This is a genomic window from Saprospira grandis DSM 2844, from assembly GCF_000275825.1.
In the GTDB taxonomy this organism is placed as follows: Bacteria; Bacteroidota; Bacteroidia; order Chitinophagales; family Saprospiraceae; genus Saprospira; species Saprospira grandis_A.
Genome location: NZ_JH719942.1, coordinates 163,402 through 184,920, shown reverse-complemented (window position 1 = coordinate 184,920; position 21,519 = coordinate 163,402). Strand labels below are relative to the sequence as shown.

General features: G+C 43.9%; 16 protein-coding genes. 5 read left to right on the top strand and 11 right to left on the bottom strand.

Translation table 11 applies throughout. From position 1 onward, the window contains the following. The first annotated feature begins 23 nt into the window (after positions 1 to 23). On the top strand, positions 24 to 1,295 hold the full coding sequence (locus SAPGRDRAFT_RS01045) for a T9SS type A sorting domain-containing protein (RefSeq protein WP_002656471.1): 1,272 nt from the start codon (positions 24 to 26) through the stop codon (positions 1,293 to 1,295). Between the two features lie 60 nt (positions 1,296 to 1,355). On the opposite strand, the gene SAPGRDRAFT_RS01040 is transcribed toward SAPGRDRAFT_RS01045, so the two are convergent. From SAPGRDRAFT_RS01040 to SAPGRDRAFT_RS00985, 11 genes are all read right to left on the bottom strand, one after another. Continuing rightward, positions 1,356 to 2,852, bottom strand: coding sequence for an MBOAT family O-acyltransferase (locus SAPGRDRAFT_RS01040; protein ID WP_002656469.1), 1,497 nt, complete (start codon positions 2,850 to 2,852; stop codon positions 1,356 to 1,358). A 5-nt stretch (positions 2,853 to 2,857) separates the two neighbouring features. Then, complete coding sequence (locus SAPGRDRAFT_RS01035) at positions 2,858 to 3,718, bottom strand: SGNH/GDSL hydrolase family protein (protein ID WP_002656467.1); 861 nt, start codon at positions 3,716 to 3,718, stop codon at positions 2,858 to 2,860. A 1-nt stretch (position 3,719) separates the two neighbouring features. Beyond that, the gene (locus tag SAPGRDRAFT_RS01030; RefSeq protein ID WP_002656465.1) at positions 3,720 to 4,766 is read right to left on the bottom strand and encodes an NAD(P)H-dependent glycerol-3-phosphate dehydrogenase; all 1,047 of its coding nucleotides are present in this window, start codon (positions 4,764 to 4,766) and stop codon (positions 3,720 to 3,722) included. Positions 4,767 to 5,076: 310 nt separating this feature from the next. Then, positions 5,077 to 5,712, bottom strand: coding sequence for an STAS domain-containing protein (locus tag SAPGRDRAFT_RS01025; protein ID WP_002656464.1), 636 nt, complete (start codon positions 5,710 to 5,712; stop codon positions 5,077 to 5,079). Between the two features lie 84 nt (positions 5,713 to 5,796). Beyond that, positions 5,797 to 6,207, bottom strand: coding sequence for a DUF7793 family protein (locus tag SAPGRDRAFT_RS01020; protein ID WP_002656461.1), 411 nt, complete (start codon positions 6,205 to 6,207; stop codon positions 5,797 to 5,799). 672 nt (positions 6,208 to 6,879) lie between these two features. Then, positions 6,880 to 7,785: a GDP-L-fucose synthase family protein gene (locus SAPGRDRAFT_RS01015; protein ID WP_002656458.1), complete on the bottom strand. Its 906-nt coding sequence runs from the start codon at positions 7,783 to 7,785 to the stop codon at positions 6,880 to 6,882. Between the two features lie 3 nt (positions 7,786 to 7,788). Next, entirely contained in the window at positions 7,789 to 8,784 is a 996-nt protein-coding gene (locus SAPGRDRAFT_RS01010; protein ID WP_002656456.1) for a GDP-mannose 4,6-dehydratase, read from the bottom strand. Positions 8,785 to 8,801: 17 nt separating this feature from the next. Then, positions 8,802 to 9,557, bottom strand: coding sequence for a glycosyltransferase family 2 protein (locus tag SAPGRDRAFT_RS01005; protein WP_002656454.1), 756 nt, complete (start codon positions 9,555 to 9,557; stop codon positions 8,802 to 8,804). A 521-nt stretch (positions 9,558 to 10,078) separates the two neighbouring features. Further along, on the bottom strand, positions 10,079 to 12,115 hold the full coding sequence (locus SAPGRDRAFT_RS00995; protein ID WP_002656452.1) for a DUF262 domain-containing protein: 2,037 nt from the start codon (positions 12,113 to 12,115) through the stop codon (positions 10,079 to 10,081). 3 nt (positions 12,116 to 12,118) lie between these two features. After that, positions 12,119 to 13,297, bottom strand: coding sequence for a hypothetical protein (locus tag SAPGRDRAFT_RS00990; protein ID WP_002656449.1), 1,179 nt, complete (start codon positions 13,295 to 13,297; stop codon positions 12,119 to 12,121). Beyond that, positions 13,290 to 14,582 carry an AAA family ATPase gene (locus tag SAPGRDRAFT_RS00985; RefSeq protein ID WP_002656447.1) on the bottom strand — a complete coding sequence of 431 codons (1,293 nt, stop codon included), beginning with the start codon at positions 14,580 to 14,582 and terminating at the stop codon, positions 13,290 to 13,292. The genes SAPGRDRAFT_RS00990 and SAPGRDRAFT_RS00985 overlap by 8 nt, the downstream gene beginning before the upstream one ends. A 1,281-nt stretch (positions 14,583 to 15,863) precedes the next feature. Between SAPGRDRAFT_RS00985 and SAPGRDRAFT_RS00970 the strand changes: the two genes are divergently transcribed. The 4 genes from SAPGRDRAFT_RS00970 to SAPGRDRAFT_RS00955 all read left to right on the top strand — a co-directional run bounded on the left by SAPGRDRAFT_RS00970 (position 15,864) and on the right by SAPGRDRAFT_RS00955 (position 21,461). Beyond that, positions 15,864 to 16,619, top strand: coding sequence for a hypothetical protein (locus SAPGRDRAFT_RS00970; protein ID WP_002656445.1), 756 nt, complete (start codon positions 15,864 to 15,866; stop codon positions 16,617 to 16,619). A 66-nt stretch (positions 16,620 to 16,685) separates the two neighbouring features. Continuing rightward, positions 16,686 to 17,978 carry an LVIVD repeat-containing protein gene (locus SAPGRDRAFT_RS00965; RefSeq protein WP_002656443.1) on the top strand — a complete coding sequence of 431 codons (1,293 nt, stop codon included), beginning with the start codon at positions 16,686 to 16,688 and terminating at the stop codon, positions 17,976 to 17,978. 97 nt (positions 17,979 to 18,075) lie between these two features. Then, on the top strand, positions 18,076 to 18,906 hold the full coding sequence (locus SAPGRDRAFT_RS00960) for a hypothetical protein (RefSeq protein ID WP_002656441.1): 831 nt from the start codon (positions 18,076 to 18,078) through the stop codon (positions 18,904 to 18,906). A 221-nt stretch (positions 18,907 to 19,127) separates the two neighbouring features. Further along, positions 19,128 to 21,461 (top strand): TonB-dependent receptor, encoded by a 2,334-nt coding sequence (locus SAPGRDRAFT_RS00955; RefSeq protein WP_002656439.1) that lies wholly within the window; start codon positions 19,128 to 19,130, stop codon positions 21,459 to 21,461. Positions 21,462 to 21,519: the final 58 nt, after the last annotated feature.

The window sequence follows — 21,519 nt, the reverse complement described above, 5'->3', positions numbered from 1 at the left end:
TTTTTTATACTTAATCTTTATTTATGCGCTTATTAAGTTTATGCTGCTTTGCTCTTTTGAGCACCGGCCTTTGGGGCCAAAAATTGTTGGTCTTGAACGGGGGCTTGTTTGGCTCGGCCACAGAAACTGCCAATTTGGGCGTTTATGATCCCGCCGATGATAGCTATCAGTTTTTGGATAGTATGGGGACCAATTCCGTGCAAGATCTTTTGATTGAGGACGACCAATATGCCTATGTGGCGGCTCAAGACAGTATCTATAAATATGATTTACAAACGGGCGACCGCCTAGCTGCCGCCGCTTTTGGTAGCGTCAGTACCATCAAATTGGGCCTTTATCAGAACAAATTATTGGTGGGCAACTGGTATGGCAGCAGCTCCGATAATCTGCGCATTTTTGATAAAAGCGACCTGAGCTTTCAGAGCTCCATTAGCCAAATTGATAAGGGCGTGAAGGATTTTGTTGTGCTTGGCGACACCCTTTATATTGCGCAAAATAGCAGCACCGCTAGCTATACCGATACTTTGGGCTATTTGGCCAAGGTCAATTTGACAGATAATAGTTATATTGGTAATGATACTTTGAGCAGTACGGGAAATGAGCTAGGCCGCCTATTCAGCCTAGGGGATAGCCTCATTATTGGCATTAATAACGAAAGCAACAGCCTCTCTTATTTGAATATCAATAGCGGACAAAAATGGACGCAGAGCGCTGCCGTAAACTTTCAGGCGCCTAGCTATGGCCATGCGGTTCAATTGGACCAAAACGGCATCGCCTACACCGTTTATGATGGGGCAGTCGGCAGCTATGATTTTATCAATAATACCGTAATTGATACGGCCTTAATTCCCTATGCTTCTGGTGCTTTTGCCTTAGATGCCCAAAATGGTTTCTTGTATGTTAGTCAGGTTAACTTTGGCGATCAAAGCACAAATACAGGCATTCGCTACAACCTTTCTGGCGATAGCTTGGGAACATTCCCTGTGGGCTTTTCTCCAGAGGTTTTGGTCATTTGGAATACCCAACTGCTCAACAACTTGACAGAAGTAGCAAGCCCCACTTTAAACTTTGGGCTCTTTCCCAACCCCGTTAGCCAGAGCCTAACAATCAACTTGGAAGAAGCTCAGCTTGGGCAATACCGGATTTACAATAATTTGGGCCAATTGCTAGGGCAAGGACTGTTTTCTGGCCAGCAAAAACAAATTGATGTCCAAAACTTGGATGCTGGCATTTACCATATCTTGCTACAAACTGAGCAAGGCCAACAATCTACTCAGCAGTTTATTAAGCGATAAAGCTTAATTGGCCAGCAGCTTAAAAAGGTCCTTTCTAAACTAGAAAGGACCTTTTTTTGTTTAAAACTGAAAGTAAATAAAAGGCGCCACATCAGCCGATTGAAACTGAAAAATGAGGACAAGGGCCAACAAAAAAATCAACGCTTGAAAGGCCCAAGGCAGCTGCCCAAAAAAGTTTTGCATATTCTGCTTGTCTTTATCCGAAAACGAATGCAGCAAAAGGGCCAAGCCCAAAAAGACGACCACCGTAGGCCGAGCCAGCCAGAAGGCTTCCCATTGGGCGGCTTGCCAATGGGTAAACAAGCGGCCAATCAATAAATTGCTGCCCTCAAAGCTGCCCATCCGAAAATAGACCCAAAGAAAGGCCACAAAATGAAAGTTGAGGACCCAAGCCAAAACCGCCCAAACTTTGCCCTTGGGCCGATTGGCCCAAAGTTTCCAGGCTTTGTGCAACATCAAGCCCAAACCATGCATGCCGCCCCAAAACACAAAGGCCCAAGAGGCTCCATGCCAAAACCCACCGACCAACATGGTGATCATCAAAAAGAGATATTGCTTAAGCGGCCCCTTGCGGTTGCCCCCCAAGGGAATATAGATATAGTCGCGCAACCAAGAAGATAAACTGATGTGCCAACGCCGCCAAAAATCTGTAATATTCAAGGCGCGGTAGGGCCGACGGAAGTTGTCGGGCAGCTCAAAACCCAAAAGCAAGGCAATGCCAATCGCCATATCCGAATAGCCCGAAAAGTCGCCATAAATCTGGATCGTATAGGCATAAATGCCCAGCAAAGCCTCTAAGGCCGTTTGTCCTTCGGGCTGACTAAAGACCAAATCTACATATTGGCCCAGATAATCGGCTAAAAGCGCCTTTTTGAGTAAACCCTTTAGAATAAGGAAAAGCCCTGTGCCCAAAAGCGCTTTATTTAAGAAAAAAGCCTTGCTGTTGGCCTCCTCTTCCCGAGCTGGCCGATAATAAATTTTGCGTCCCAATTGGGGCAGAAAATCAATAGCCCGCACAATGGGCCCCGCCACCAATTGCGGAAAAAAACTGAGGTAAAAGGCAAAATCGAGCAAAGAAGTAGCTGCGGGAATCTTTCCCTGCCGCACATCCACCAAATAACTAATCGTCTGAAAGGTAAAAAAGGAAATGCCCACGGGCAAGACCAAATTGTGAATCAAAGGATAATCTAAGCCCAAGCCGTTGAGGTTGCCAATAAAAAAATTGGCGTACTTATAATAGAGCAAAAAGCTAAGATTGACCAAAATGCCCAGGCTTAAGAGTGCTGGCGGCGATTTTTCCTCCTCTTTAGGAGGCAGTAATTGGGCAAAAAAGAAATTGAAGAGGATACAAAAGAGCAGTAATAGCAGAAAACCCCCACTAGAAATATAGTAGAAAAGCAGGCTAAAGGCCGTCAAATAGGCCAAGCGAGCCGTTTTATGGCCCACCACCAAGCCATAGGCTGCAAATAAAAGGCTGAAAAAGAAGAGAAAACGGCCACTATTAAAGATAAAGGGCATATTCTCCTGATAAGTCAGCAGGTCTAAGAGCGCTTGCATCTCGCTTATTTGTTGAGTTCTAGAATACGGACCGAATGTCCCAATGCCCGCTGTGGCAAAAGGCTGTCTAATTCGGTTTTGACATAAGATCGCCGCTCTGCCTTGGGCAAAGAGGGCCAAATCCAGCAGTGATTTTTATAGGCACTTTGCTGGGCAAACCACTCTAAATAGGCCTTGGCCCAAATAACGCTGGCCTTTCGTGTGGGGTGCGCCCCATCGCTTTTTCGGGCCAACTGATTGCGCAATTCAATAGAAGGGTAGTAGCAGCTATCGCCAATTTCTTCTTTCAAAATCTGGTTAAAGCCATTATCCTCTTTCCAGTTGGGCGGGCCAATCCAGATAAAGGGAATCCCCTTGGCCTGCGCCTTGATATCCCTAATGTAAGGCCGGCGATCTTCTATATTTCTAAAGAGGGTTTCATTTCCCCCTACCGAAAAGAAAATAATATCGGGCTGATAGTCCTTGATTAACTCCTTGAGCTTTTTCTTTTTGCTCCATTGGGTCGTATGCGAGCCATACCAAATGCAGCTAATGATTTGATGCCCATGAGCCCTAGCTTCCTTCTTGATCGTCGCCTTAAAATGCTCAATCATAGAGTCGCCAGCCAATAAGATATATTTTGAGCTGCTATCTTGCTGGCTCTTGGCCGCCGTTTTATCTTCTTTTTGCTCCTTCTCTTGAACCAAGCTATCGCTTTGAGGCAGACGAACTGCTTGCTCCTCTACTTCTTCATCTTGCAGCCAGGCTCTTAGGCCAGGCGCATCAAATGAAATACTCCAACTTGGCGGCAGTTCTATTTTGGCCAAGGCAAAAAGGCCCAGCCAAAGCAAAATTAAGATGCCCAAAATTTGCCAATAATACCGCATCCTATAAAAAGTCTACATCTACCGCATAAGGGTAGGTCATGAGAAAATGAATGGCCCGCTCTAGCTCCATCCCCTTAAACACCACCCGATGCACAATTTCAAAAATGGGGCTATTGATTTCTAGGGCCTGACAAAGCTGGTTGATAATCTCCAGCGTCCGAAAACCCTCTACCATATCGCCATCTGCCCCCACAATTTCTTGCATGGGGGTGCCTTGGGCCAAAGCTACTCCCGCCTTATAATTTCGGCTTTTGGTCGAAGAGGCGGTGGCAATCAAATCTCCAATTCCCGCTACACCCAAAAAGGCTTTTACATCGGCGCCCATCGCTTTGCCAATATGAACCATCTCGGAAAGTCCACGAGTAACCAATAAGGCCCAAATATTCATGCCCAAGCCCTTTCCACCCAAAAGTCCAGCCGCCAAAGCCACCACATTCTTTAGGGCGCCCGCTAGCTCGGCTCCCAAAATATCATGGGTGCCATAAACCTGAAAACGAGAGCTGCGCAAGGCTGCCTGTCCCATCTTAATGACTTCGGTATATTTGCTGGCAATGAGCGTAGCCGCTGGCTGATGCTCCTGAATTTCAGAGGCCAAATTAGGGCCAGAAAGGCAACCCACCCGACAAGCCAAGCTCTCCAATTCAATCAGCTGGCTCATGGTTTTTATATGCTCGGGCTTGATTTTTCCTTCCTTAGGCGCCAAAGAACTATCCAAGCCCTTGGTGGCATGAATCAAAAAGTGTTGCGGATTGAGCAAGGGCCCCAATTGCTGCATCATGCTCCTAAAACCCTTAGAGGGGATCACCGGAAAAATAAGCTGACAATCCCGGGCCACTTCTTCCAAAGAGGTGGTAATCCTAATTTTAGGCGAAAGCTGGGCATATTCTCCCTCCCTAGCCTGCATTTTAGCCTTACTTTCTTCTCTGCGGGTATAAATCAGAATATCCTCCACATTTTCGGCTAGCAAACCCGCTATGGTCAGGCCAAAACTACCGGCCCCCACTACCCCTACGGCCTGCTTAATCTGTATTTTTTGATACTTACTCAAGACGCTTTTATTTTTACTGTTCTTTTTTTGGGGCTGCCCCTCCCTATGGTCGGGTCGGGCTGTGTCGCAGCTCGCTGTTCGCTCGGCCCTGCACAAAATTCGCTTCGCTCATTTTGCTGGGTCTGCCCCTTCGGGCCACTGCTATCCATCCCTCAGCCAATGCGGCGATTCCGCCGCCAAAGGCATGTTTATGATATAGCGGCTTTAGCCGCTATTTGGACCAAAGCGCCCCTTTTCCTAGAGGCAAAGAAAAGCCATTTTCTGGCAACTTAGACAGAAAATGGCTGAATATTCTTTTTGAGGCCCTTATTTAATCTTCTTCCTCATCTTGGCGATCCAGCTGAAAGCCCGTTTGGCGGAAGGCATAATCTAGGGCATCTTTCATGCTGCCCGTCGTCTTCAATTTGTCAATATCAATGCCTAGGTCCACAATAGTTTGAGAAACCGCAGGCGTAATCCCCGACAAAATAGAGCGGCAGCCCATCAAGCGAGTCGCTTTGGCAATCTTAATAAAATGATTCGCCACAAAAGTATCTACTACCGTCACACCAGAAATATCTAGGATGAAAATTTTGGCCTGACTGCGAGCAATTTCATGCAAAACCGTATGCAAAACATCTTCTGCACGTTTAGCATCCATAAAACCAACCAAAGGAAGTAACAAGATTCCTTCCCAAAGCTGGGCGATAGGCGTCGACATCTCTAGTAGCGCCCCTTCCTGCTCACGGGTTAGACGTTCTAATTCTTCGTTTTGTTCCTCCAATTCAGAACGACTGACCACAGAAGACTCTAGCTCCTCTGCTAACATATTGATACCTAGAGCAATTGTGTTTAGTGGGTTGTCAGACTCATCAACAAGGGCCTTTTGTGAAAAATCAAGGCCAGCCATTCCACTAATGACTTCAATGAGGTTATTTAAGCGATCTTCATCGTTAAGAAAGTCCATCTTTATGTTGTTTTATGGCCAGAAGGCCCTTGTAAAACTCAAGGTAACAAAACTAAATAAAAAATGCTAAATTTTCATGCTCCTTTAGAGCTGTTTTAGCCAGTCAAGGGCTTTTTCTTCATTAGTAAAAAGCCTAGTTTCTTGATCGCCTTTTAGGGTGCCCAACACAAAGTTCCCTAGCATTTTAGAGAGCTGACTACAGGTAATTAGTGCAGTGCCTTGAATATAAGGAGAGAAGCTTTTTGCTTCTGCACTACGCATATACTCTCTAGTTTCTTTAGCAATTCTCCGTACTTTAGAAAAATCAACAAGTACTTTTAAGGGCCTATTTTCTTGAGTAGACAGCTCTTTTAGATAGAGATAACTACTTTTCATATGCTCTAGCTCTAAGGGAACATTTTCTTGTTCTGAATTTAAGTATATAAAATTATCTGCTGTTCTATAGTATTGTGTTGGGCCAATAGTTTTGAGTAGTTCTAGCTGTTTGTTGTTCATCAGAATTTTTAAGTATTGTTTGAGGGCCGAAGCTAATTAAATTATTTTAAAATAATTTAATTGTAAGAATGAACTAGCTGTTAATTTTACGCTAATCCTTTAGAGTTGTTTTAGCCAGTCCATCGCTTTTTCTTCATTAGTAAAAAGCTTAAGATTATAGCCCTTTACTACAGAAAGTAAAACATATACCCAATCTTCAGTCATCATAATTATTTGAGGATTGGTGTTCTTGCGCTAATGTACATTTTTTTAAATAAAAAAAAAATAGTATTTGTTGCCAAGCATAAAAAAAGGCTCAAAACTATTGCTTTGAGCCTTTTTGGGTTATAAGGTTTAATATTTTCTTAAGCTTTTGTGAAGGCCGACCGAAGGGAGGCCTGGCCTAGCGATGCGAAAGGGGGCGGCGAAGCCGCAGACCAAGGAGCGAAGCGACGAAGGGCCGAGCAGACCTGCGAGCCCTGAAGCGTAGCGCCGACGACCGAAGGGAGGCGGAGGCCCCAAAACATCTGCGAGCCCCGACAACCAGCCCCTATAGGGGCGCCAGTTCGACGACCAAAGGGAGTAAACGTAGCGCCGCAAGGCGTAGCCGCAGCGACAACAAGCCCTTTAGGGCGCAGTTCGACGACTGAAAGGAGTAACGCCCCAAAAAAACAGGAATAAACAGCGGACCAACTACTTTCGGATCTGCGGATAATTCTCCTCAAACCAGCTAATTGTTTTCTTTAGGCCCTCATAAACTGGCGTAAATTGAAAGTTGGGCAGCAGCGAACGAATTTTACTGTTGTCGCTGGGTTTGCGAAACTGCCCATCGGGTTTATCGCTTTGCCAGATGAGCTTGCCCTTAAAGTTTAAGAGCTCGACAATCATCTCGACCATTTCTTTGATAGAGACCTCCTCGGAAGTAGAGAAAATCAAAGGTTCGGCCTCGGTATAATTGCTGACGGCCCAGTCACTCAGCTGCGCCACATCTTCTGAAAAAATGAACTCTCTGAGGGGTTTGCCTGATCCCCAAACCGATAAATCTTCGCCTTTTTCACGAGCCAAAAAGCAGCGATGAATGAGGGCGGGCACCACATGTCCATTTTCCAAATCAAAGAGGTCGTTGGGTCCATAAATATTGGTGGGAATGACCGAAACATACTCCAAACCATACTGCTCTCGATAGGCCTGCAATTGCACATCGACCATGCGTTTGGCATAGGCATAGGCGTCATTGGAGCGGTGAGGGGGACCCAAATGGATCTTTTGCGGATTGAGAGGGTAGCTCACTTGGTCGGGAAACACACAGGTGGACAAAAAGGCCAGCAAGCGCTTGGTTCCATGCAGGCGGGCGGCCTCAATAACATGGGTATTCATCAAGACATTTTCTCGAAAGAAATCTCCTTTTTGCTGCATATTGGCCCAAACGCCCCCCACCTTAGCGGCGGTATGAATGACCTCCTCGGGCTTTTCTTTTTCAAAAAAGGCATTAACGGCCTGCCAATCGCTCAAATTGCAATCTTTGCGGCCAATTTTCAGGTCGGCTGGAATAGCAGAACCCACCATGCCCGTGCCGCCAGTCACTAATCGTTTTATCATAACTTAACTGCGGATATTAGGATTTTTCTCATAAAAATCAAACCAGTGATCGACCATCTCGTCCATCATCTGCTCGAAGCTATATTCGGGGATCCAGCCTAGCAGTTCTTTAGCTTTGCTAGCATCACCTTTTAGGTCGTGCAATTCTTCGGGGCGGAAATAGCGCTCAGAAGTCGTCAGCTGCGTCTCGGTATCCAAACCTAAGCGAGCAAAAACATAATCGACTAGATATTGGACCGAATGTGAAATGCCCGTAGCGCAAACAAAATCATCGGCCTGTTCTTGCTGCAAAATCATCCACATAGCGCGCACATAATCCTTGGCATGTCCCCAATCTCGGGTAGATTGAGTATTTCCTAAAATCAGCTTATCCGTATAGCCCAATTTGATGCGCACCGCCTCTTTGGCTACTTTATTCGTTACAAAATTCACTCCTCGTCTAGGCGACTCATGGTTAAAGAGAATGCCATTAGAGATATACATTTTGTAAGAGTTGCGATAATTGCGGCAGATATTATAGGAGAACACCTTGGCGCAACCATAAGGAGAAACCGGATTCATGGGCGTGGTCTCTCTTTGGTAGCCATCGGCATCGATATTATTGCCAAACATCTCTGAAGAGCTGGCTTGATAGATGCGGGCATTGGGACAAGTTAGGCGCACGGCCTCCAGCAAATTCAGGGTACCCATCCCCGTCACCTGAGCGGTATAAATAGGTTGGTCAAAGCTAATGCGAACATGAGATTGAGCGGCCAAATTATAGATTTCAGAGGGTTGGGCCTTCTGCAAAACCTGAATCAGCGAAGCCATATCGAGCATATCGGCATAAGCCAGTTTGAGGCGTTCGTGCCCATAAATATCATTGAGGCGATAGGTTTGGTTTTCGGCTACAGAATTTCGCTTGAGGATTCCCCAAACTTCATAGCCTTTATCGAGAAGAAACTCGGCCAAATAAGAGCCGTCTTGTCCGTTAATACCCGTAATTAATGCTTTTTTCATGAGACGCTAACTTAACTTTAGTGTGAAATTTTACCTCTTTTGATGGCCTGCCCAAAGATCTGAACATGCTCCCATAGGGTGGGGAAGAGGCCAAAATGCTGGCGAAGAATATGGAATCGCTCAATCAGAGAAGCTCTGCGGTTTTTTGCCGAGAGTCCTCCTTTGAGAAAGGAACAAAGCACCGTTTCGGTATCTCGAAAGCTTTTGGCTTGTTGGAGCGTACGGATCGACCAATCGAGATCGGCCACTAGGCCATAATCCTCAAAGCGGTAATCGGTCCAAATATCTTTATGTGGAAACATGGCCTGATGGCAAATCACCATCCCATTCCGAAAGCTTTTCCAGCTCAACTCCTCTGGCGAGGGATGCTGTTTATGCCAAGGGATTTCGGTTCCGGCTTCATCCAGTACTTTCACTCGGCCATAGACAAAATCATCATTTTGTCCGGCTGCAAAAGCTTGGCTGAGGGTAGTGGGTTCTAGGGCCAGATCGCCAGCATGCAAAAACCAGACATAATCGCCGGTGGCGTGTTTCATGCCCTTATTCATGGCATCATAATTATTTTTGTCTGGCTCCGAGAGCAAAAAATCCACCTGCTCTCCATATTGCTCTACAATCTTTAGCGTATTATCCTTACTGCCCCCATCAATAATGAGGTATTCAATATTGGGATAATCCTGGGCCGCCACCGATTCCATGGTTTGGGCCAAAACCGCTTCGCAATTATAAGCTACGGTAACAATAGATATTTTGGGTAGTTCCTTCTTTTCCAAATGTTCGCTGTATTAGATTCTCGCAAATGTAAGAAGCCCTAAGCATAAGTAGGGGAGAAATGCCTAAAATATTTTGTGGGGGAGGGATTTGGGGCCTCCGTTGCGGCTTTGCCTTGCGGCGGTTACTCCCGTTGGTCGTCGAACTGCGCCCTAAAGGGCTTGTTGTCGTTTCGGGGCTCGCTGCTCGCTCGGCCCTGCACGGGCTGCGCCCGCTTGGTCTGGCCTTCGGCCACCCCTGCACATCGCTAGGCCAAATGGAAGTCCTGCGCTTTGGCCATCCTTTGATAAAAATTTCAGGCTAGTCAAGGCATTTTTTAAAGGCATAGCCCTAGCTATGGGGGAGAAAAATAACGCAGAATAGCAGGAAATTAAAGCAAAGGATAGAAGTGGCAGAGCTTTCATTTGGCCTTTGCCGTTTGGCCTTCGGCCATGGCGGTAAAGCTGTTTGTTTGTTGCTAATTGGACGATTAAAGAAAAGCCTATAAGCAAATACAAGCTTATAGACTTTTCTCTACAATTCATTATCGATCTAGGAATAAAAGACCTCGAAGTTTTTCGTCATCTTTTGCGAAGTCAATATCTAATTCTTGACCTTCATCGGCATATGCATTAAGTAAAATGTATTTCCAGATTTTGATTCCTCGTTTGGCAAAATCTTCTTTAGTGCAGTCAATAATGTCTTCATAACCAACTTTAGCTAAAATTTCCTTTTTTTCTTCTATCGATAGAGCCGATCTAAATTCTTTCAATTTATCACCAGTGAGGTAATAGTAGTTGCCTAGGCTGTAATGAGCTTTAATACTTTTGTTAGCGGTCTTCCAGTTTGCATCATGTAAGTCTTGTTCATTATAAAGCTGTACGGCTTCGCCATTTTCAGCTAAGTTTAGTTTTTCCAAACCTGAAACTTTTTCTTCATAATAAAAGCGACTAAGAATATAGGACAGTTTGTTGTAACTTTCATATCCAAACTCATTGCGAAAATGCTCTTCTAGACTTAACTTAAGTTGGTCATATCTTAGATATCCATCAGGTGGAATCACCCAATCAGAGATTACTTTTGTCATATGCTGGTCAATATCATTAACTCTTCTCTCCCTGAAAGATTTGGAATTGAGATTGTCCATCGAGATTCTACAATTATAGTAATGAGATGCTAGGTTTCTAAAGTGGCTGCGTCCAGTAAAAGAACGGCGTCCCGATACTTTGTAGATTAGTAGCGTAAATGCTTCTAGTATTTTTAAATACTTTAGAGCTCCATCTAAACCATTTAAGTCCCGTTTTTCTTCAATTGCCATAAAGTTAGCTAAGAAAAAAGGCGTAAAATTGCTATTCTGTAAATCTATAATCCGTTTTAAGCGAACAAAAATTTCCTTACTATAATTTGGAAACAAAATCTCACGATCTTTATCATTCCAAGCATCTTCAGGATGACGGATTAAGTACCAAAATTTAGCTGCACGTTTTAGCGAAAGTGCATAGTGACTGATCTTGTCAATCATTTCGCTGCCACCTGTAGGGAAATCTAACTCTGCAGGAAAATTCTTATCGACATCAAATATTATATCAAAGAGTGCTTTTTTATAAGGTTCTTTCTCTTTTGAAAAAGAATCTGTTGCAATCCAATGGCTATTTAGTAGGGCATCATCCGTTTCAAATAACCGAGGGTGTTTACCCAGTAGCTCATAAATTTTTGTCCAACTACTATTGACTACTTTAATTGTAGAGTTGACTTTTTCGTCACCACTAGCAGCTACTTGTGTCTTAAGAGAGCACAAATAGAGTAATCTATTTTTGAGTTTTTCTAAATTTGATAAAGCTTTTCCTCGACTATTAACTGTTTCAAAAATCATGTGAGTATTTAACTCAGAATCAATTTCTCGAAAGTCAAATTTGAGGTGATTCATTATTAACTGACAGTAGGCTTGGAATTTATCTTCAGTGTCGATATGAGAATCAACTTTGGTTCGCCAAAACTTTTTAGCCATGTCTAATTTCTCTGCATATACACTAGCTTGAACAGGAGTGGGTATATCTTGAAATATAGTTTTGGTAAGATATTCATTTAAAGGGTTTTCACTGTAGTATGATAATTTAAATTTTTTTTCATCATCATTCATGATGAATAAATTAAGACCAAACCCAATGTATTCTCCTTGAAGTGGTTGTCCATTAGCTGGATTCTTTAGAACATATTTAGACTTATTACCTCGCTCATACAAGGTTAATAAAAATATAAGAATGCTTGTTAGGCGTTGCTGACCATCTACTATATCATAAACTTTTAGGCTACTCATCCCCCCCCACCATTTTTCTTTCCATATGAGTGGGTATTTGTTTTCATCAACACAAGTGACCAATAAAGACCCTGTATAGTGGTAAAAATTTTCCTTTTTTTTGTCTCCTTCTTTATGGTATATTCTTTTGTATAGTCTATTTATATCTTTCCATAGGTCTTCTAAGTGTTTTTCTTTCCAGCTATAGCCTCTTTGATAGTTTGGAATGGTGAAAAGTCCTTCATCTAGTACTGACCGGAGTGTTTTGTACTTTATATCACTCATGTTTTATGCTGATTGTTCGTTTGTAAATTGTTTATAGTTTTCTTCTAAGAAATCCTTGATGTCTTGGGGAAAGATTCTTTCTTGGTGGAAGTAATAGGTTAGAGCAGGGAAAATGCCTTTGAGGTTTTGAACAAAGGGGAGCTTTTCGTCCTTAAATATAAGATTTATACCCTTAAGTCCTTCTGATAAAACTGGAGAAAAATTTTTACCCTTAAATACTTTTAGCCAGAGTTGGCCCTCATCTCCTTCAAGTTTTTTTATTTCATTTATTATATTATTTACATCTTCTTCGCTGAAGAGTTCAGAAGGAAGCTGCTCTTTTTTTATTTCTTCAGAAGACGATATAATAAATTCTACTTCTTTCATAGTTAAATCTTGAGAAGTAGTTCGGATCTTCTTAAGAAGATTATTCTTGGTATTAAATCTTTGAGATATAATCATGCCCTGAGCATCATTTATAGCAGGGACATTATCTTCTGTATTATGTTTTATGCGTTGGAGAATATCTAGTGCTCCAAGATAAAGTATGTGTTGCCGGATAGACCTGATTTTTTCTATAAATGCAGTTGTTGCTTCATTTGTAAAAAGAGAAGCAACTCCTATTTCACATTTCTCAACCCAAGAAGATGGAGTATTGTCACCACCACCACCTAGTTGATTGTATTCAGTAATTCGCTCAGTAATTCTATATAAATTTGTTTGATGAACGGAGCTGTCAATTCCTTCTAAAAAGTAACTTTCATATGAGTAGTACTTTGTTATGAAAACATTTGGATATGTATAGATCTTAGGGTATTCATGGATGAAATTTTCACATGAAAGCTTTGCTTTTGCAAAATGCAGTAAATAGCTATCTTGATCTCGATCTACAAAATGCATGTAGTATAGATGCTGATTATTTTGAAAGGTTTTGTATCGTGTTGGACGACTATTTATTTCTTCAGCAAGTGCTAAGTTTGCACTCTTACCTGAAGTAACTAAAAAACCTATATCTAAAGTGGTAATATTTCCAATTTTAGTAAAAACTTCAGCTACTAGAGGCCTGTAAAACAAGACATCATCACCACCTTCTACAACACAGATTACTTTATACATCTTAGATAATTTGCTTATCTCTTTTTGAAGGTTTATAATTCCCTCTTGTTCTGCACCTTCTTGTATGAAAAAACTATCTTCAGCCATTATTATTTGAATTGGGTTTAGTTAAAAATCTAGATAATCCCCATAGGTAATTATTAAAATCTTTTTTGATTAAAAAGGGGGAGTGACTCGCTATACAAATACCTACTAATTTCTGAGTGTTAGCCATACTATCATCGTCACTTTCTAGAAGATTTTTTTTGAAAAAGGTATTTAGAACGGTTAAAAATTGACGTTGCCAGTTTGTGTCAAACGAAATCTCCGGCTCATCAATGACCATATAGATACGCTTTTCTTTGGTGTAGATTAACGGAATTAAGAAGGCAAGCAGCTGTTTTTCTCCTGAAGAAAGCTGGTTAAATTGCTGGAGCACATCTTCGTGACGCTCAGTAGTGTCTAAGCTTATTTTTGATAAAAGACTAGGGAAGTAAGTGCCTAAAAGTTGCTTAAGTAAGGCACTTCTTTCTTCAGCTTGTTCGTCACTTAGGATAATTTGCTGATAAAGTGGCTCTCCTCCAAAGTTAATTACCTCCTCATAGCTTAGATGATCAATATTATCAGAGGTTTGTCTATTCTGATTTTTACTGTAATACTCTTCTAGCTCATCACCTATAAAAGATTGGATACTATTCTCTTTAAAGTCTTCATTTGTACCTTCTGTATCTTCAAAGTCTTTACTTAGATTTTCTTCTGGAGATATGAATTTAGAGTACTTGTTAAAGATAGCTGTAGCTAGACTGCCTTTTAGACTTGGAAATACTTCAGAAAAGGAACGTTCACTCTGTCTGTATGTAGGATAGTATAAGATCAGTAAACTGTTTTCCTTTGACAAGGATAGTTTTTGAGTTAATTGTTTATCTAGTTCGAGACGTTGTGTTCCTTCTGCATGAGTAAGGATCTTGTTTATAAGGTTTGGGGGAAAGTCATAGCTTTCTGTAAGAATGGCTTCATATTTTACAAGGTATTGTTTGAGTGTAAGTGGACTCCCTGCTTTTTGCTTCTCGTAGTTGTGTACTATTTCTTGCCAGCTATCATTTGATCTAGGTTGTTCTTTTAAGAAAGCACTTTGTAAAGCATCCTGATTTACATTAAGATGATTACTGTTAAACTGTAATGTAGAGTCATCTTCGAACTGCATTTCTGCTGACTCTACAGATAAAGTTTGAAGTACTTCCCATTGTCCAGTAAGAAATAAGTAAAAGCTTTTTAATACACGACTTTTACCTTCTCCATTACTCCCAACCAGCATTAAAGTGTTTTTAATAAAGGGGAGGTTGACGAAACTAGGTCCATCTTTAAAATGGACTGAAAAGTGTTTTATGTTCATGATTTGTTTAGTGAAAATAACTAACTAATGATCTTACGCCATGTAATATAGTGTTTTCTTCAACTGTCTCCAAATAAGAACGTTTTTTGTGGTAAGTACGCTTAGAACTGATTCGGAATACATCCCCCAAAACGGCCTAAGCATACCGCTTAGGCCATTTTTTTAGCCGCAGAACCACTCTACAATCCATATAGCCAAGAAACAATAGACTAAAAACTATACTTTGGCCCATAAAATGGACCGCCCCACCCAAACAAAAGATTTACCTCCTTTAGGTCAGCAACGTCTGATCGTTCCCGAAGAACAGACTCCTTAAATATGGCCATTGGAGTTCTTCCTCTCTAAGGTAGTAGAGCGATTTTTTGGGGCCTCCCGCCTTCGGCGGGCGGTTACTCCCTTCGGTCGTCGAACTGCGCCCTAAAGGGCTTGTTGTCGTTTACTTCGTCGAACTGGCGCCTCTTCGAGGCTGGTTGTCGGGGCTCGCTGTTGTTTAGGGGCCTCCACCTCGCTTCGCTCGTCGGCGCTACGTTCGGCAGCTCGCTGTTCGCTCGGCCCTGCGCAAAAAACAAGTTTTTGCTGGGTCTGCGGCTTTGCCGCACTGCCTACCATCGCTAGGCCTGCGGCCCTAGGGGCCTGCTATATGGGCCTGTAGGTTGAAACCTACAGCCAATTAACGAATGCATTTTTGTGTTCAATGGAGGGTTGAAACCCTCCATAAATAAACATTTTAGCCCTTCTTTGCTGATGAAGCCTAGTGGAACAGAAAATCCCCTCGAATGAGGGGATGACGATTTTTTCGATAGCCTAGGGCCTTGGCCCTAGGGTTCTTATGAAATTTATGGGGGAGACAAAAACAAAATCAAACAACTGAAGAAAAAATAACCCTTGTTCAAAGCGGTAGAGGATTTTAACCCTCTCCGCACTATAGATATAGAATGGGGTTGTTGTATGGCTGCTGGTTTTAACCTGCAGCCACAGCTAGCAGGCGGCGAAGCCGCCGCAAAGGCCCGAAGGGCCGCAGGCCTAGGGATGGATAAGGGGGCGGCAAAGCCGCAGACCGAGCAAAACGAGCGTAGCGAATTTTGCGAAGGGCCGAGCAGACCTGCGAGCCCTGACACAGCCCGGCCGCCGAAGGCGGCAGGCCCCAAAAAAAGAAGCTTCGAATAAGCATCTAGAAAAGGGAGAAGGATTTAAGTGTAGCGTACTGCCTGAGGCGTAAAAAACAGCAAGACCGCTGGCTATTCTATTTATAATATTTAGCTTTGCAAAAAAAAAGAACGTATGCAAATGCTCAAATCTATATCTTGTTTGGGGTTTATCCTTTTGGGCCTAACGGCCTGCCAAGACCAACAGAATTTGCCCGCCAAAGAAGCGGCTAAACTAAATACAGAAGAGGGCTGGTTGCCCCCTAACTATGAGGCGACTGCAGAAGTGCTCCGCCTAAATGACCTCGGTATTCGCTACCAAACACAGGCCGAAACCGACCCTACCATCAGTTTTGAAACGCAAGAAATTTATTTAGATTCGGCCCGCTATTATTACAGACAAGCTCTAGCCCAAGATAGTAGTTATGGCCTTCTGTATAGCAATATGGCCGCTCTAGAAATGCAAGAAGGCCGTATGGCCGAGGCCGAAAAATACCTGCGTCAACGCCTAGCTCAAGAACCCGAATTGGCAGAGGGCTGGCAATCTTTGGGCTTTTTTAAAGACCTAGAAGGCGATAGTTTGCAGGCCTTTGAGTACTATGAAAAAAGCATTACCTTATTTGATGCCCGCCTAGCCAAAGGCAAAAAGTACCGACAGCCAGAAAATATTATCTACTATTATGATAATTGGGCGGGGAAATCGCATAGCCTGCTGCTCTTGGGCCAAGAAGAAAAAACGAGAGAAAGTGTTGATGCCCTGCTCAAAGAAGCCGCTCCGATTATGGGCCCGCAAAAGGTGCAAACCTATGCCGCCATGCTACAACTGAGCCGCCAAGATTTAATTCAAGGTATCCGAGATCGACAAAAAGCAACAAGCAGTCCAACGAATTAAGGAAGACGAACGTTTTAGAGGAAAGTTTAAATGAGAAATTTATCTCCCCACTAAACAAGATAATCTATGTACTTAAAATCCTTTTTCTACCTCGGATTGCTGGCCCTTGTCTTAGGCCTGGGAAGCTGTACTAAAGACCAATGTAAGACCACCACGACTTACATTAAGTATGACCCCATTTACCTAAATGGAGAGGATTACCGCAAGCCCCTGACGATGCTGCCCGCTCGGCCCCTCAAAAATCCAGGCAAACTCTATATCTATCGCAACTTCTTGCTCATCAATGAGCAACTAGAAGGGATTCACGTTTTTGATAATAGCAATCCTGCCGCAGCCGTGAAAATTGGCTTTATCAATATTATTGGTAACCTAGATATGGCCATTAAGGGCAACATTCTCTATGCAGACAATTATACCGACCTACTCACGATTGATATTTCGAACTGGCAAAATGTACAGTTGCTAGACAGAGACCAAGACGTTTTTCCAACTTACGGACAGGATGCCGAAGGTCGCTCTTTGGTGGCTTACCACAAAGAAGAAGTTACCGGAAAAGTAAACTGTAGCGAGCTAGATGCCTTGGCTGGCGGCTGGGGGAATCCTCAGCTAGAAGACCAAAGTATTAGTCCCGTAATGGTGGGGAGCTCTAATGGAAGTAACGGAAGCAATGCCCGTACCGCCACCGCCGTAGGCCTAGGCGGCTCTATGGCCCGTTTTACCATTACTGGCGATTATCTGTATACGGTAGATGAAGCCAATCTTAGAGTCTTTAATATTAGCCAACTGGATAATCCGAGCTATCAAGGACCACAAAATATTGGTTGGGCAACCATCGAGACGATTTTTCCGCACGAAAATAACCTCTTTATCGGAAGCAATAGCGGGATGTATATCTATAGCCTAGCCGATCCTGCGGCCCCTCAACTGAGCGGAACCTTTGAGCATGCTACCGCCTGCGACCCCGTTTATGTAGAGGGCAACCGCGCTTATGTGACCTTGCGTGGCGGTGGAATTTGCGACAGCTACAATAATCAGCTAGATGTAGTAGATGTGAGCAACCTAAGCGACCCGCAGCTAATTACTAGCCATCCTATGCATAACCCGCATGGCTTGAGCCTGAAAAATAACCTGCTCTATCTCTGCGATGGAGATGAGGGCCTCAAAATCTTTGATGCCAGCGATGATTATGCTATTGGCAGCAGCCTAATAGCGCAAGATGCCAGCTTCTCTGCCTATGATGTCATTGCTTCTCCCTTTGATGACTTGGCCCTAGTGATTGGCCCCGACGGCTTTTATCAGTATGATATTAGCAACCCCAACCAACTGCAACGCATTAGCAGCATTTTGGTAGAAGAATAAGGAATTGTTTTATTTGGAGCAACAAAAACACTTCTCTGTTTTTGCTGCTTTTTTAGCATCTTTAAGGCCCTATTAAGCCCCCTATTTCCAATTAACTATGCGAACTATATACCTTTTTTTGTTCTGTCTTTGTTTGTCGACCTATAGCTATGCCCAAGATGGAGCGCTAAAAGCGCCCCGCAGCGAAAGACGCCTAAGCAAAGAATACAATGGCTACCCCGATCTTGTTATTTTGAAAAATGGTAGCGAATTGCGCTGCAAGATTATCAATTATGGGGAGAACGGAAATATTCGAGTAGAGATTGAAGGAGGGACCAAACTGGTTTATCCCTTAAGCGAAGTAGAGCGGATCGAGCGCCCCGAATTGGTCACTAATAAGGGAGAAGAAAACCGTAGAGATAGTAGCTACAGCGAACGCCGCTACTTTTTTCTGAATATGGGTATCCCCGGAAGTATTACGCAGACGGGCGCGCCTGATCTGGGTATCTTTATGCAGTTTTCTGGAGGTTGGGCCAAAAAAACCAACTTGATGTTTGGCGCTGGCCTGTCTATGCTGCGTATGTCTAATGGCTTTATGCCCTCTAGCCATATTCCCATTTTTGCAGAAATCCGTGGAGATTTTAAGACAAAACGCCCTTGGGCCTTTACTTACAATTTGGCTGTAGGCTATAATGTGGCTTTGCTAGATACCGCCGCTACTTCTGCAGGTTGGTGGAACGATAGCCGGAGAATGCTTGGCGCCAAAGGTGGATTTTATGCCCGCCCCGAGCTAGGTATCCGCTTTGCTGGCAAAAAACATATTCGCTGGCATATGGGCTTTGGCTACCAGTTTATTCGGGCCGCTTATGAGATGGAAATTAACAATAGCCTTATTGCTACAGAACAATGGATGATTCGGCCTCATCTTTCTGTGGGCATATTATTTTAACGAAAACCCCAAGGGCTAAAAGCTGTTATGCTTTTGGTCCTTTTTTGCGTCTAGAAAGGCGCGAAGCGCCTTGGCTGAGGGATGGAAACTGGGGCGGCGAAGCCGCAGACCCAAGTTTTTGAAGCGAAGCGAAAAAACTGCAGGGCCGAGCAGACCTGCGAGCCAGTGCACAGCCCGACCCGAAGGGGCAGCCCCCCAAAAAAAACTTAAAACTATAACTAATGAAATTCCCCTTAGTCCTCTTATTTTGCTGCCTGCAAATGGCCAGCCTGATGGCCCAGAAATACACAATTAGCGGCCAAATTCAAGATGCCAACTCTGGCGAAGACCTGATTTCGGCCACCGTTTATGCCCCTCAGGCCAATGCCGGGGTGGTGAGCAATGTCTACGGCTTTTATTCTCTGAGCCTGCCCGCTGGCGAATACGAAATCCAAGTGAATTATACGGGCTATACCGAAAAGCGCATTTTGCTAAATTTACAAGCCGATACGAGCATCAATTTTTCGCTATCCAATGAAGAGGGAATTACCCTCGATTCGGCAGTAGTGGTGACCGATGTCCGCGGCGATGCCAATGTGAATAATACGCAGATGGGGACAATTGACCTGCCCATGGAGCAGATCAAAAAGTTGCCGGTATTGATGGGCGAGGTCGATATTTTAAAGACCATTCAGCTTTTGCCGGGCGTTTTGGCCGCTGGAGAAGGCAATACGGGCTTTTATGTGCGTGGGGGTGGAGTGGACCAAAACCTGCTTTTGCTCGATGAGGCGGTGGTCTATAATGCAGGGCATTTGCTAGGCTTTTTCTCGGTCTTCAATGGCGATGCGATTAAAAATACGACCCTGATTAAAGGCGGAATGCCGGCCAATTATGGGGGGCGACTCTCTTCGGTTATCGATATCCAAATGAAAGATGGCAATAAGCAAAAGTTTGGGGCCGAGGGCGGTATCGGTTTGGTGGCTTCTCGACTGACTTTTGAAGGCCCAATTATAAAAAATAAAGGCTCTTTTTTGGTCTCTGGCCGCCGAACTTACCTGTTTGATTTGGCCCAGCCTTTTCTCAAAGGCAGCCCCTTTGAAGGGACCAACTACTACTTTTATGACCTAAATTTAAAGGCCAATTATCGACTTTCGCCCAGAGACCGCATTTATCTTAGCGGCTACTTTGGCCGAGATGTCCTCAATTTGAATAACCCCGCCAGAGACCTAGAATTTGGCCTCAATTGGGGAAATGCCACTTCTACCGTTCGCTGGAACCACCTTTTTGGCGATAAACTCTTTATGAATGCCAGCTTTATCTTTAATGATTATGACTTTAGTAGCAAGGGCCGACAGGACCAATTTTCCTTTTCTCTCAATTCGGGCATCCGCGATTGGGGCGGAAAGCTAAGCTTTGATTATTACCCCAACCCCAAGCATCGTATTAAGTTTGGTGGCGATTATACCCACCACCAATTTACCCCCAATATTGCCGAGGCCGTTTCTGGCGAGCAGGCTTTTGATATTGCGCCACCCATAAAATATGCCCAAGAGGCGGGACTTTATATTCTGGACGATTGGAAAATCTCTAACCGCCTTTCCCTCAATGCAGGCCTGCGATTTTCTATTTTTCAGCAGTTGGGGCCCTATACCTCTAGCCTAGATAGTACGGTTTATGGCCGCTTCGAGCCGGTTAAAACCTTCTATGGACCAGAACCCCGAATTAGCAGCAAATACAGCCTGACAAAGCGCTCTTCTATCAAAGCAGGCATCAATATTGGCCGCCAATATGTGCATTTAGTCTCTAATTCGGCCACTACCTTACCCACCGATTTATGGTTGCCTTCTGGCGAGCTGGTCCAACCGCAATGGGGCATCCAATATGCCCTGGGCTATTTCCAAAACTTTAAAGAAAATACCTATGAGTTTTCGGTAGAGGCCTATTATAAGGACCTCAGACAACAGCTCGATTATGCCGAAAATTATACCCCCACAATCGATCAAGTTGTAGAAGAACAGTTTATCTCTGGCAAAGGCCAAGCCTACGGCCTAGAGCTGTTTTTACGCAAACAAAAAGGCGATTTTACGGGCTGGATCGCCTACACTTTGGCCCGCTCTACTCGCAATTTTGAGGGCATTTTAGGCAATCAATATCCCTCTCGCTTCGACCGCCTACACGATTTGTCTATCGTCGGTAGCTATGATTATAAACGCTGGAACTTCGGCGCGAGCTTCATTTTTGGCTCTGGCAGCCCCTATACCCCCATCAAAAGCATTTACATCATCGGTAGCGACCCCGTTCTAGAATACGGCCTGCGCAATTCGGCCCGCCTGCCCGCCTATCATCGCCTCGACCTCTCGGCCTCTTTCCGCCTCAACAAAAAGAAGGAAAAACGCTTTAGCTCAACTCTCGTTTTCTCGATCTATAATGTCTACAACCGCAAAAATGTCTTTTTTACCTACACCCTGCCCGAGGAAAATGAAGACTCTGGCAATTTAGAACTCAAATCCTATAAAGTCTCGCTTTTTCCCATTATTCCTTCCATCAGTTGGAATTTCAAATGGAGACAAAAGTAGCTGTTTTGGGGCCCGCGGCCGCCCTTCAATTTGGGGCGGCCGCCGCTATGCTGCGGGG

Bases quoted from the DNA above. Each gene is read 5' to 3' on its own strand.
- SAPGRDRAFT_RS01020 (WP_002656461.1), bottom strand. From the start codon at position 6,207: ATGAACAACAAACAGCTAGAACTACTCAAAACTATTGGCCCAACACAA.
- SAPGRDRAFT_RS01015 (WP_002656458.1), bottom strand. From the start codon at position 7,785: ATGATAAAACGATTAGTGACTGGCGGCACGGGCATGGTGGGTTCTGCT.
- SAPGRDRAFT_RS00970 (WP_002656445.1), top strand. From the start codon at position 15,864: ATGCAAATGCTCAAATCTATATCTTGTTTGGGGTTTATCCTTTTGGGC.
- SAPGRDRAFT_RS00960 (WP_002656441.1), top strand. From the start codon at position 18,076: ATGCGAACTATATACCTTTTTTTGTTCTGTCTTTGTTTGTCGACCTAT.
- SAPGRDRAFT_RS01010 (WP_002656456.1), bottom strand. From the start codon at position 8,784: ATGAAAAAAGCATTAATTACGGGTATTAACGGACAAGACGGCTCTTAT.
- SAPGRDRAFT_RS00985 (WP_002656447.1), bottom strand. From the start codon at position 14,582: ATGAACATAAAACACTTTTCAGTCCATTTTAAAGATGGACCTAGTTTC.
- SAPGRDRAFT_RS00955 (WP_002656439.1), top strand. From the start codon at position 19,128: ATGAAATTCCCCTTAGTCCTCTTATTTTGCTGCCTGCAAATGGCCAGC.
- SAPGRDRAFT_RS00965 (WP_002656443.1), top strand. From the start codon at position 16,686: ATGTACTTAAAATCCTTTTTCTACCTCGGATTGCTGGCCCTTGTCTTA.
- SAPGRDRAFT_RS00990 (WP_002656449.1), bottom strand. From the start codon at position 13,297: ATGGCTGAAGATAGTTTTTTCATACAAGAAGGTGCAGAACAAGAGGGA.
- SAPGRDRAFT_RS01045 (WP_002656471.1), top strand. From the start codon at position 24: ATGCGCTTATTAAGTTTATGCTGCTTTGCTCTTTTGAGCACCGGCCTT.
- SAPGRDRAFT_RS00995 (WP_002656452.1), bottom strand. From the start codon at position 12,115: ATGAGTGATATAAAGTACAAAACACTCCGGTCAGTACTAGATGAAGGA.
- SAPGRDRAFT_RS01035 (WP_002656467.1), bottom strand. From the start codon at position 3,718: ATGCGGTATTATTGGCAAATTTTGGGCATCTTAATTTTGCTTTGGCTG.
- SAPGRDRAFT_RS01040 (WP_002656469.1), bottom strand. From the start codon at position 2,852: ATGCAAGCGCTCTTAGACCTGCTGACTTATCAGGAGAATATGCCCTTT.
- SAPGRDRAFT_RS01025 (WP_002656464.1), bottom strand. From the start codon at position 5,712: ATGGACTTTCTTAACGATGAAGATCGCTTAAATAACCTCATTGAAGTC.